The sequence below is a fragment of the Chryseobacterium sp. KBW03 genome (assembly GCF_003852415.1).
Lineage (GTDB): Bacteria > Bacteroidota > Bacteroidia > Flavobacteriales > Weeksellaceae > Chryseobacterium > Chryseobacterium viscerum.
Map to the genome: position 1 here is coordinate 115,617 of NZ_QAJO01000014.1, position 11,942 is coordinate 127,558.

An 11,942-nucleotide genomic window follows, 5' to 3' on the forward strand; every position below is an offset into this window, starting at 1 on the left:
GTACCAACTTTGTCCTATCAAAATTAACATTGATACAACAAAGTAATATGAGCACATTAAACAACAAAGTGATCCTTGTGACCGGAGCGTCAAGAGGAATCGGAGCTGAAATAGCACAGCAACTTGCTTCAGCGGGAGCAAAAATCATCGTCAACTATGCAGGCGGAAAAGACTCTGCAGAAAACGTTGTAGCTTCAATAAAAGCCAATGGAGGAGAGGCCATTGCCTTACAGGCGGATGTAAGCAATCCGGAGGCTGTACAACAATTATTTGATCAGGCGATCAGCCATTATGGGAAACTGGATGTTCTCGTAAACAATGCCGGTATTATGATTACCAAGCTGATCAAAGATACTACTGATGAAGACTTTTCACGTCAATTCGACATTAATGTAAAAGGAACATTCAACACCTTAAGAGAGGCGGCTACCAAGCTGGCCGACAATGGAAGTATCATTAATTTTTCATCTTCTACGACAAGACTGATGATGCCTTCTTATGGCACTTATGTCGCAACCAAAGCAGCTGTAGAACAATTGACCCGCGTATTTGCAAAAGAAGTGGGGGGAAGAGGAATCAACGTTAATGCGATCCTTCCCGGACCTACCAATACAGAACTTTTTACAACCGGTAAATCACAGGAGGTGATTGACAGGCTGGCTTCCTTAAATGCGTTTAACCGTTTGGGAGAGCCTGCTGATATTGCTAAAATCGTAGTTTTCCTTGCCGGAGATGATGCGAAATGGATCAGCGGACAAGCTATTGGAGTAAACGGTGCTATGGCGTAATACATCATTAATAGTATATATTATGAAAACTTTACCAATTGCCGCAGCGTTCGGTCTTTTCGGAGCCATTGCTGTCACCGTTTCTTTTTCACAGCAGTGGCCCACCTGGGTGATGTTCATAGCCTGGGTAAGTTTCTATATTTTCGGTAAAAAGTGGCAAAGTTCTCTTTGGGCCTTCTTACAGATTGTACTGGGAATGGGGATGGCCGTACTGATACAAGTGACCGCCGGATTTTTGGAACAATTTATCGGAGCATTGGGATTTCCGGTGTCTGTATTCTTTTACATAGGATCATTAGCTTACTTCGCAGAAACTAAAAAGCTGAATAACATACCCGCATGGTTTTTAGGGTTAATTATTTTATTCGGAGTTCATCCGCCACTGGAGCCGCTCCCTATAGTAAAATTATTGATCCCCATCATTTCAGGGTTTTTATTTGCCTGGCTGAATAACAAGGCCGTTGAAAAGATCCATGAAAGACAACTATCGGAATCATCCGCTCAGTAACATCTATTTATATCATTATTATTTAATTTAAAAATCAAAAACAATGAATTCATTACAAAATAAAGTAGCCATTATTACAGGCTCAGGAAGAGGTTTAGGAAAAGCTATTGCAGAACGTTATGCCGCTTTGGGCGCAGATATCGTGTTAAATTATTCACGGGATAAAGCTTCTGCCGATGAGGTGGAAAGTAACATCAAAGCGATGGGAGGTAATGTGATTTCGGTTCAGGCAGATGTAAGCAAAGTAGCTGAGATAAGATATCTTTTTGATGAAGCCAGAAAAGCATTCGGGAAAATAGACATCGTCGTTGCCAATGCCGGTATTGAAATGGTAGAAACTCCTGTAACAGAGTTCACGGAAGAACAGTTTGACAGGTTGTTTTCAATCAATACCAAAGGTGCTTATTTCACGATGCAGCAGGCCGCTCTTAATGTAGAAGATAACGGACGTATTATCTATGTGGCATCAAGTACTACGGCTTTTCCCGTTCAGGGTATGGCGGTATATGGCGGAAGTAAAACGACACCGAGATATCTGGTGGATGTGCTGTCAAAAGAAATAGGACACCGTGGAGTAACTGTGAATACTATTATCCCTTTCGCTGTAGATCATTCAGGAATCTTTGCAGAAGAAGGAGGCTATCCCGAATTAAGAAAATCATTGATTGATAGCTGTCCGATGGGCAGGCTGGCAGAAGTAGAAGATGTTGCCAATATTGCGGAATTTTTTGCGAGTGATCTTTCTTCGTTTGTGAACGGACAGCATTTACTGGTGAACGGAGGCGCTAATCAATAAAGTATAATGATGAATACGATGAAACTATTCAGTATGGTACTGATTATGTTCTGCAGCCTGCATGCCTGCGGACAGCAAAACCAGCATCATCACAGAAAAATAAAGAATATGGACACTTCAAAAATTAAAAATACCACGGTAAAAGAAGCTGTTGAAGCTTTTCAAGCAAGTGATATAGAAAAATGGACTTCTCTTTTTGCTAAAGATGCCCTATTACTGGACGATGGGAATCCACGAAATCTGAAAGAATTTTCTACCCATGCCATTACTATTGAAAACTTTGTAAGCATAGATAAGGTAGAGGATAATGGAAATTCTGTATATGGAGCATTCCACAGTGATGAATATGGAGATTTTAAAGCATATTTTAAATTTCATTTTAATAAAGAAGGAAAAATAAGCAAGCTTGAAATTGGACAGACAGAGTATTAAAAGCTTAATGATAAGCAGAAACTCTCAATGGTTGGGAGTTTCTGTTGTTTTTACGGGTTCCAGATTGTACAGTCCAAGAGTACACGATGATCAATTTGTCCATGTAATATCCCTTTCTGTGCATGTTTTGGCGGTCTCTCACGCGATAACTTTGCAGTAGTAAAATAATTAAAAGGAGGTTTATCATATACCACCCATCACCATTAAATCATCATACTATGAACATTATTAACGTTCCATCGAGAGAAGAAGTAGGTCAGGATTCACAGGCAATTTTTGATCAGATAAAAAAAGCAATAGGTAAAGTTCCTAATCTTTATGCAGCCATCGGCTATTCATCACATGCATTAAAAGGATTGTTGGGATTGGAAGAAGAACTGAACAAAGGAGTATTTACAGCAAAAGAGAAAGAGGCTGTCAATCTGGTGGTATCTGAAGTCAATCATTGTGACTATTGTCTGGCTGCCCATACCATGATGGCCGGAATGAAAGGGATTTCAAAAGAAGATATCCTGAGTTTCAGAAAAGGGTCAATAGATGATCCGAGATTAAATGCAATTCTTGAACTGGCAAAATCAATTTCGGAACAAAAAGGAGATGTAGATCCTGCCAAACTGGAGAATTTCTTAGCCGTAGGATTTGACAATTCAGCGGTGATGGAACTGATTGGGCTAGTGATTCTAAGAACATTCACAAATTATGTATTTGCCGTCACAAAAATACCTGTTGATTTTCCTTTAGCAGACAAACTTGATTAATTATTAAAATATTGATAAATAATATATTAATAAGTGTTTAAAGCCTCTGATACAGAGGCTTTTTTATTTAAGAGAATCAAAATATCCACCTCAAAAAATCAATGTAAAGACTAAGGATATTCATCAAAAACAAAAGAGCCTATTTCAATTTGAAATAGGCTCTGCTTTTAAATTAATTACCAGTGAAAACCGATCATTAATTGCTTATGGTAGAAATATGGATGGATTTTTGACCATTAAGATCTATAATTTCAATGTTGCCAATCATTTCATTATAAATTCGGGTAGCTGTATCATTACACTGATACCCTTCAATGAAAACAGGTCTGTCTTTGGGAAGATTGTTCTGTTCATTGAGCATTTCAAGCGATAGACTATCAGGATAACCTGCATTCTTTTTAAACTTGATTTCTATCAAACCGTTGTCAGCCAGATAATCAAACTTCTTTAAGTTGGAAGGGAGATGGGCTTTAGGTTTAAAAACATTTACCTTTTCAATACTGCTTTTGTAAAGGTTAAACATGCTGGCAGTTCCAATCGCGTCATTATAAACGGCAAATTTTACAGAGGTGCTTTTTTGTGCTGACAGCATTGCTGAAGATAAAATAAGGAATATATATAATAGCTTTTTCATAGTAAACATAGATCGTTAAATGTTAAATAAAAGATTAATGGCAGCAGGTTAATTCCTGTTTTTTACCATAATCCAGCCTGTATATTGTATAGGAGTCTGTTTTTTGTTGGTTTCATTCCAGCCCATATCAAACCAGTAGTTTCCTGTAGATACTTTTTTGCCGCCAATGGTACCATCCCATTTGTATCCGTTTAATTTACTTCCCTCGTGGATTTTACTTCCATACCTGTCATAGATGCTGAATGTGAAATTGGGTTTCCCGGATAAAGCAGAATAATCCAGGACATCATTGATTCCGTCACCATTAGGAGTGATAATGTTGATCAGATTGGGAACTGTAATTTCTACTTCCAGAGGGGTACAATTGTAAGCATCTTTTACATAGAAAGCAGTAGTTCCGCGGGGTACATTGGTAAATACATTTTCATTCTGCCAGTTGATGTTATCCATCGAATATTGATAAGGTGCGGTTCCTGCAATGACGGTTAAGGTAACCGTATTATTACTGATATTAATATCCGAAATGACAGGATGCTCGGAAGGATACACCTTTACAGTCTGTCTGGTCGTACATTCTCTTGTTTTGAGATCTACCCAATAAGTTCCCACTCCCACATTGCTGATAGACTGTGTTGTAGCTCCGGTACTCCATTGATAAGAGGTAAACCCGGGCCCTGCATCTAAAGTGGTGGTGTTTTCCATACAGATAATTTTATCCTTTAATACATCTGAGTAAGTAGGAGGGATCACAGTGAGCGTCACTTCTGCAATTCTGTAACATCCGTTGGCGTTGCTTACCTTAACGTAGACCACTCCGTCAGGAGCAATATAATTGGCTGGTGTCAGAATTTCGTTTGTTCCGTTCTCGGCATCAGTAGGAGAAGGATAATATTGTTTAATAATTCCTGGTTGTATACTGACTCCTGCATTTGTTAAATTAAATAACCCAAGCACCGGATTAGAAGGATCAAAGCATGATCTTAAGGCAGCGTCTTTGACGATTGGGCTTTCAGAAACCGTTAAAGTTAATGATACCTGCTCACAATCTGTAAAGTCCGGATTGTTTCCACAAAACTTATAAACAATAGTATCTGTTCCCATATACCCGAAATTTGGGACATAAGTAATCACTCCCGCTGGATCAATGGTTGCTGTACCATTTGCCGGAGGGGTTAGAATTGTTACCGTACTCGGAACATAGCTTTGAGTAGAATTGGTAAACTGAGGAACTATCGACTGATATCCTTCGCAAACGGTCATTGTTTTGGTAGACTCCTCAAGACACGTATACACCTTATAAACAGGGGTGACGGCCGGAGTACATGTGCCTACTGCAATTTTCACCGTATAATTCCCAGAAACCAATGGAGTATAAGAATTGCCATTGGCTCCTGTAATAGGGTTTCCGTTCAGGTACCATTGATAGGTATCATAGCTGTCATCCACTTCCAGTACAATACCGGGAATACATTCTCCGGTCTGTTTGGCGATCAGCGGAATAGAAGAAAACCCCGCAAAATATCCTCCATATCCGGATGTACTGTATCCTCCGTTAATACCTGCAGTTACAGCTTTATCAGAGATAACCGTTACATTTCCGGTAATAGATGGGATGGCATAAGTTACCCAGTTGGAATTTCCTGTTAATGCAAAAGGACCTTCCGCTGGAGCGGGAGGGAAACCATTTACGGTTACGTTAGCTCCAGCTTCCGTTAAAATATTCAATTTTACGATAGTTCCGCTTGGGACAGTACTTGTTGTTCCCACTCCCGTTGGCATTTCATTGATTTTCCCGATTTCGTCAATCTTTCGGGGTAAAAAACAGTTTAATGGCGGAATATAGTTGAAACCACACGTTGCACTGCTGTTATTCACTGAAACCAATTGATATAAATAAATATTTTTTGAAGTCGTAATAAACATATTAAAATGCCCGGAAGTTCCCTGCTGAACATAATTGCTCCCGGAGATCCTGTAAAAATCACCACTGTTGATAGTCGCAATAGGAGTGTTCGAACCGTTGATGAATATTTGGGTATGGTCTTCCGTTGCAACGACGATGCCGCCTTCCAGATCAGCATCAGTAGATCTGGTTCTTACCATGGCGAAAGTACTTCCAAGCCTTTCGGTAGGTACAGATTGATCAAGAATAGCATCAGATCCTGAACTGGTAATATTTCCAAAATTTCCGTTGACATTTCCGTTGGTAAGGGTAATCGGTTTATCAGAAACAATTTTGGCCCCGATAAAAGCCGATTGATTCTGACCGCCTGTTCCCGGACCTCCTGCAAAAATAAAAGACTGTCCTTTATTCAGAGTAACAGTTTGCGTGTTGGTGGCTGGTGCTGCTCCAAAGAAAGTTATATTTCCACTCCATGTAGTGGTTACAACTGTATTATTTTCTGTTGCCAATATTCCTGCCGTAAAGTTATAGCCGGTAAGCGATGAGGTTGTAGGCGTTCCGGCTACATAAAATTCTTTACCAATTCCTGCTTTTCCTTTGCTTGTTATAATTTCAGCATGCGTAGTACCGCTTACGATTCTTAATGAACAGTAGAATGGCTTTGTCCCCTGCACGTGCAGCCCTTTATTGATAACACTGTAAGCATCTGATGTAACATTAGCTGCTATATTAGCGATAGGAACAACAAAAATCTGAGGCGCTCCTTTACTGATGGTTACGTTACCAATCGGAGTGTTATTACTGTTAACAGTAACAACAAAAGGCGTTGTTGAATCGGTAGAAAGATATAACGCCTGCGTATAACTTGTTGAGGCATAATAGGGGGCAAACCAATGGTCCGTGTCCCGCTGGGCAGAAATAGGAATGCTTAATATGATGAATAATAAACTGAATATAATATTTTTCATGAATTACAGAATTTTGATTCTAAAAATTGATTTTTATTGATAAAAGAGACTATGGTTCTTTTATCAATTTCTTCTGAACGGTTATACTTCCATCTTCTATCTCTATCATGTACATTCCGCTGATTAGATTGCTTACATCGATGGCATTGTTCAGGATTACCCCGGTTGATATGAGTCTTCCAATGGCACTGTAAATTTTATACTGCGCTTTTAAGCTAATATTTTTCACATACAACACAGAGCTTACCGGATTAGGGTAAATATGAATATCCGCTTGGTTAAGAGAATTAGGAACTGCTTTTTTAGAGATTCTGACTGTATAATCTTCCACCTCACCATTTTTGAAGTGGGTACAGTTCACAGGAATACCATCTTTCTGTAAAGCAACTCTCATGACTACATACTTGTAATCTGTTAAGCTGATAAAGGCGTTGTCTGGAACAGAGAATGTAGAACTTACAGTTGTATTTCCATTAGGTCCATCTGCCAGAATTCTTTCATTAATATCAAACTCTCCGTTTCTGTTGAAGTCAATCCAGACTGCAATTCCCACATTGGTCCCTGAGCTTAAAGTCTTATCAATGGTAATTTGGTTACCCTTTGATCCCTGAATCAATTCTATAAACTTTAAAGGATTTCCTGTAAAATCTGAATAGGTAGACGCAAGAGATTCATTGATCATTTCTTTATTGCCATTAGGTTTTACAGTGACTTTTGAAATAAATTCTGTGGTAGAATTAGCCGCTGACATCGGACAGTAGATTACTGTAGGAGTGGTGAAATAATACAGTTTGGTGAAATTTCCAGGTACTCCGTTACAGATATTGGCAATCTGCATTTCATATTTGGTAAGCTCCAGTAGACCGGTGATGGTATAAGTATTCGTTGTAGCCGTAACATCTGTCCAGCTCGGAATACCTACTTTCCTGTATTTTAATAGATACGTTGCTCCCGGAAACGGATCCCATGTAACCTCTGCGGTTGTTGGTGTAATTTGGCTAATAGTTAGTCCTGGCGGAGGTATTTCACAAACCCTTTCCGTTGTAAATATTTTTGGATTAGACCAAGGATTGGCAGCTGTTTCTCCGTTACAGATATTCGCGACCTGTACTTCATAAGTTTTAAATGAATCAAGATTTTGAATCATATATGAATTTGCCGGTGGCTGAGGAACCGTTGGAACATTCCACGGAATACTGCCTACTTCTCTCCATCTTAAAATATAGGAAGCACTTGGAACAATCGGGTTCCAGGTGATAACCGCTGAATTAGATGTTACATTGCTTATGGTCACAAAAGGTGGAGTAGGATCGCATCTCGTTGTAAACACTGTAACAGGGGTATACACTCCAATTCCTGTTCCTCCACACACTGCTGCAAGTCTTACTTCATAAGTCGTAGCAGGAGTTAAAGTACTGATTGTTACTGGTGGATTTCCTCCTAAAAGAGACAGGTTTAAAGTTGTCCATGCAGAAGCAGGGGTTGTAACAGGTTTGTATTCTAAGATAAAAGCATTAGTGCTGGCTGCGGAAGTCCAGTTGATATTGACAGAATTGTGTGTGATATTGGTGAATACCGGATTTCCTGGTGTAGCATTACTGCAGGGTCTTAATTGTATGGCATAATCTTCTACTTCACCATTTGCTGCATCAGCACACATGACTGGAGCACTGGTTCGTTTCAGGACAACTCTCATGGTCGTTGTTAATGGACCTGTATAAATTCCTGTTGAAGGAACATCAAAATTTATTGTTACAGGAGTTGTTGTGCTTGCAGCAGAAGACATTATTTTTTCAGAATCAGTAAAAATTCCGTCCCTGTCCCAGTCAATCCATGCATTCACAGCATCCGCATATTGAGTTCCTGCCCAGGCTTTAGAAACCGATAGCTGATTTCCCTGAGAACCTATTTCCAGGTTAATAAGAGTGGCTGGTGCTGTATAGCTAATGTAGTTTGTTTGAACAGAAGTATTATCCATTACCGGGAAATTAACAGGCGTAACTTTCACATTAGAAATATAATCGTTCGTACCTGTTCCGGTCATGCTGCAGTAGGTTAACGGCGGGGTTGTAAAGCTTATACTTGGTGAGAATGCACCCTGGTTCCCGCCACAGATTGTTGCGATCTGTACCTGATACACTGTTTGTTCAGCAAGACCTGTAATCGTATGAAAGCTTTGCCCTGCAGGGAGTGTAAGACCTGCAGCATTTGGAAGCCACGCTCCTGTAGTTCCCTGTCTCCATCTGATAATATAAGTGGCATTAGCAGTAGGCAGCCATGACACATAAGCAGAGTTGTGGGTAAGGTTATTAACAGCGATATTGGTCGGTGAAGCAGTAGTACAAGGTTGAAGATCAATAAATTTCACATAATAATCCTCAACTTCCCCGTTTCCGGGTAAAGGTCCACAGGCATTAGCCGGTGTTGAAGAATACACAATAACGCGCATCTTTACCTTACTTGTTCCTAAGTAAGCATTAGCTGGAACTGCAAAAGCCGCCGTAACAGGAGTGGTGCTGGTATAACCAAGATTCATAATCCTTTCACCACCAGGAGTCGTGGATGGATTATTGTCAAAAATACCATCTCCGTTAAAATCTATCCACGCATTGGTAGAATAAGTTCCTGATATAATAGATCTTCCAACAGATAATGTATTATTCGTTGAATTTCTCAGGAGCGTAATTGTTTTTGTAGGATCTAAAGAATAATCCGTATAAGTTGTTGGTCCAGAGTTGTTGTTCGTCAAAGGAACATTGGATCCAATCATAGTCACATTGTTGATATAACCATTCGTAACCGTTGCTGTCACCGAATTACAATACGTTAATGCAGGGGTTGTGAAACCAATAGGGGGAGAAAATGTACCTTGTATTCCGCAGATGGTTGCAATCTCTACTTCATACTGAGTCTGCTCAGTTAAGGAGGTAAGCGTTACACTATTGGTAAAAGGAGTTGTTACATTGATGGTTTGCCACGTAAGAGAAGGAGGTATCCTATATCTTACCACATAAGTGGCGTTGGCTGTTGCAGTCCATGTAATATTTGCTGAGGTTGCAGTAACGTTATTCACGGCAATATTGGCAGGGGGTGTATTGGTGCAGCTTGGCAATACTGTACCTGTTAGCTGTACTCTTGGAAGGACGGCATACCGGCTTATGGCAGCAGGAGGATTCGCCGGGTCCGGATTTGTTGTTGCATTATAATAAATCATACCACGGTTATTCCCTGCAGAATAGCTGCCCCAGTTGGCTGTACATGAAGTCCCTGTAGAATTTTCATCGACACCGATCACTACGTTGCTCACACCATCCCATAAAAAAGGGGTATTTAAAGGAATTTCAACCCATGTACCGGCTGTCATTGTTGGTAAAGTACCGGAATACACTTGTGTTAAAGAAGAAGAAGGGATCCAGCTTGTAGTGGTTGCAAAATCTGTTTGTACAGTATTTCCCATATAGATCACCCACTGATTATAATTGGCCTGGGCCACTGCAGTGGTGGAAACAAAAAATCGTATTGCTGTTATATAATTATTCGTTCCGACTGCAGCTCCGATTTCTGAAGCTAAATAAATCTGCTGAGAATAATTAAAGGCTGAGCAGGAATAAACGGGTAAAAAAGCATGCGTAGCGGTACCGCCTCCAATCTGTCCCGGCGTAAAAGCATTACCTCCCACCCACGGTGATTTGTCTGCCGCTGAACACACAGACCTTACCCACCAGTAATATGTCGCTCCGGAAGTAAGTGAACTGATGTTGGCGCTTGTTCCCGGATTTGCAGTCCCTGCTGTTGCTGCGGTGGGCGGTGTGCTGCTGGTACTGTAATAATATTCATATCCATTGGCTGGTGCCGGTGCCGGAGCAAGTGGAACAGTCCAGTTAAGTGTAGCTGAAGTAGGTGCAATATTGGTTGCAGGTAAAGTAGCAGGCTCAAAACACGTAGGAGCCTGAATGACCTGAACTTCATCCAATAACACGTCATCATAAAAATTTCCATTTCCTGCCACATCTTTATCTACGGTAAATCTTAATTGGATGGTAGCTCCCACATAGCTTGCTGCCAGAGCTATACCGGCAGTTCTCCATTCAGGAGAATTAGTATCATTGGACCAGATCTCTACCCATCCGGAACCATTATTTACGGCAAGTTTTAGTTGATTGTGATCGGCTGAAGGTACAGTGCCGTTAAGTGCGGTCAAATGATCTTTAAACCACTCAAATTTGATATAAGGATTCGATAATCCTGCCAAATTGATCTGCGGACTTATCAGTTCCACAGTGTGTTCGCCGGTGTAAGGCGTAGAGGCATCAACCCATGCAAAAGTTCCGGCAGGTTTTCCACCGTTTCCGGTAGCTCCGTACCCGGCTGATCCTGTGAATTTCCACTTGACGTTAGCATTCGTAGACGTTGAGGTGGGGTTCTGGCTGGTCCAGCATAGAGGAAGTGCACCGGTACTGAATGACTGTAAAAAAGGAGCCGGAACAGGCGCGCAGGTCTGCCCGGGGGCATGTGATGTAAAAATCAATAAAAATAAGATAATGGGTAAAATTTTTCTCATGTAGTTTCATTTTTTAGTTAGAATCTATTCTTCAATTAGCTTCTAGTCTCTTTTAGAAGATATGCAGAGTTTTTCTATAGATTTTTTGGAAATCCATAGAGAGATTGTTCTGTTTTAAATCACAGAGTCGATAAGCTGTTAAACTGTATCACTGTATTTCCATCACATCTTAATAAAGATTGATGAATGAATAAACAGCGACAATACTAGAAGTAGTAGGGGGTAGGTGATTGGTAATAGATTTACCTGCAGGTTGGTGACATTTTGATGTTTTTTAGATAAAAATCATTCACGTTACTGCTTTTAAGTTGCGGATAGCTTTTTGCTCTTTAGGTTTCTTTCATTAGGTATAGATTTTTTAGATTAATTTTTGCTATTATGATTTGGGTAAAAATAATTTAATAAAAATTTAATAATACTATACTTTCGTATAGTTTTAAATCAAAAGGTGATGAATTAAGTTAAAGTCAACCTCGCAGAAATGCTTTTAGGAAGGAGAATAGCTGAGTTTTATTCTAAGAATACAGATTTTTTCCAATATCTGTTTTTAATTTTACACCTGTTTATTGCGCTTATGGGCCTGTATAGCCCGGA

Annotated in this window: 8 protein-coding genes; 5 read left to right on the forward strand and 3 right to left on the reverse strand. The window is 40.0% G+C overall.

Going from position 1 to position 11,942, the window contains the following annotated elements; translation table 11 throughout:
- The first annotated feature begins 47 nt into the window (after positions 1 to 47).
- From DBR39_RS22485 to DBR39_RS22505, 5 genes are all read left to right on the forward strand, one after another.
- Complete coding sequence (locus DBR39_RS22485) at positions 48 to 788, forward strand: SDR family oxidoreductase (protein ID WP_124536885.1); 741 nt, start codon at positions 48 to 50, stop codon at positions 786 to 788.
- Between the two features lie 22 nt (positions 789 to 810).
- On the forward strand, positions 811 to 1,296 hold the full coding sequence (locus DBR39_RS22490; protein WP_124536887.1) for a DUF1097 domain-containing protein: 486 nt from the start codon (positions 811 to 813) through the stop codon (positions 1,294 to 1,296).
- 43 nt (positions 1,297 to 1,339) lie between these two features.
- Positions 1,340 to 2,092: an SDR family oxidoreductase gene (locus tag DBR39_RS22495; protein ID WP_124536889.1), complete on the forward strand. Its 753-nt coding sequence runs from the start codon at positions 1,340 to 1,342 to the stop codon at positions 2,090 to 2,092.
- 18 nt (positions 2,093 to 2,110) lie between these two features.
- A complete protein-coding gene (locus DBR39_RS22500) occupies positions 2,111 to 2,524 on the forward strand; it encodes a hypothetical protein (RefSeq protein ID WP_228447901.1) in 414 nt (137 codons plus the stop codon).
- Between the two features lie 218 nt (positions 2,525 to 2,742).
- Positions 2,743 to 3,282: a carboxymuconolactone decarboxylase family protein gene (locus tag DBR39_RS22505; RefSeq protein ID WP_124536891.1), complete on the forward strand. Its 540-nt coding sequence runs from the start codon at positions 2,743 to 2,745 to the stop codon at positions 3,280 to 3,282.
- A 196-nt stretch (positions 3,283 to 3,478) separates the two neighbouring features.
- Here the strand turns inward: DBR39_RS22505 and DBR39_RS22510 are convergent, their stop codons facing one another.
- Genes DBR39_RS22510 through DBR39_RS22520 form a run of 3 tightly spaced genes read right to left on the reverse strand, consistent with a single transcriptional unit; the run spans position 3,479 to position 11,348 of the window.
- Positions 3,479 to 3,916 carry a hypothetical protein gene (locus tag DBR39_RS22510; protein WP_124536893.1) on the reverse strand — a complete coding sequence of 146 codons (438 nt, stop codon included), beginning with the start codon at positions 3,914 to 3,916 and terminating at the stop codon, positions 3,479 to 3,481.
- Between the two features lie 48 nt (positions 3,917 to 3,964).
- On the reverse strand, positions 3,965 to 6,787 hold the full coding sequence (locus DBR39_RS22515) for a T9SS type B sorting domain-containing protein (RefSeq protein ID WP_124536895.1): 2,823 nt from the start codon (positions 6,785 to 6,787) through the stop codon (positions 3,965 to 3,967).
- Between the two features lie 49 nt (positions 6,788 to 6,836).
- Entirely contained in the window at positions 6,837 to 11,348 is a 4,512-nt protein-coding gene (locus tag DBR39_RS22520) for a fibronectin type III domain-containing protein (RefSeq protein ID WP_124536897.1), read from the reverse strand.
- Positions 11,349 to 11,942: the final 594 nt, after the last annotated feature.

Excerpts from the sequence above, each read along its gene's own strand:
- DBR39_RS22485 (WP_124536885.1), top strand. The coding sequence starts at position 48 with ATGAGCACATTAAACAACAAAGTGATCCTTGTGACCGGAGCGTCAAGA.
- DBR39_RS22490 (WP_124536887.1), top strand. The coding sequence starts at position 811 with ATGAAAACTTTACCAATTGCCGCAGCGTTCGGTCTTTTCGGAGCCATT.
- DBR39_RS22495 (WP_124536889.1), top strand. The coding sequence starts at position 1,340 with ATGAATTCATTACAAAATAAAGTAGCCATTATTACAGGCTCAGGAAGA.
- DBR39_RS22500 (WP_228447901.1), top strand. The coding sequence starts at position 2,111 with ATGAAACTATTCAGTATGGTACTGATTATGTTCTGCAGCCTGCATGCC.
- DBR39_RS22505 (WP_124536891.1), top strand. The coding sequence starts at position 2,743 with ATGAACATTATTAACGTTCCATCGAGAGAAGAAGTAGGTCAGGATTCA.
- DBR39_RS22510 (WP_124536893.1), bottom strand. The coding sequence starts at position 3,916 with ATGAAAAAGCTATTATATATATTCCTTATTTTATCTTCAGCAATGCTG.
- DBR39_RS22515 (WP_124536895.1), bottom strand. The coding sequence starts at position 6,787 with ATGAAAAATATTATATTCAGTTTATTATTCATCATATTAAGCATTCCT.
- DBR39_RS22520 (WP_124536897.1), bottom strand. The coding sequence starts at position 11,348 with ATGAGAAAAATTTTACCCATTATCTTATTTTTATTGATTTTTACATCA.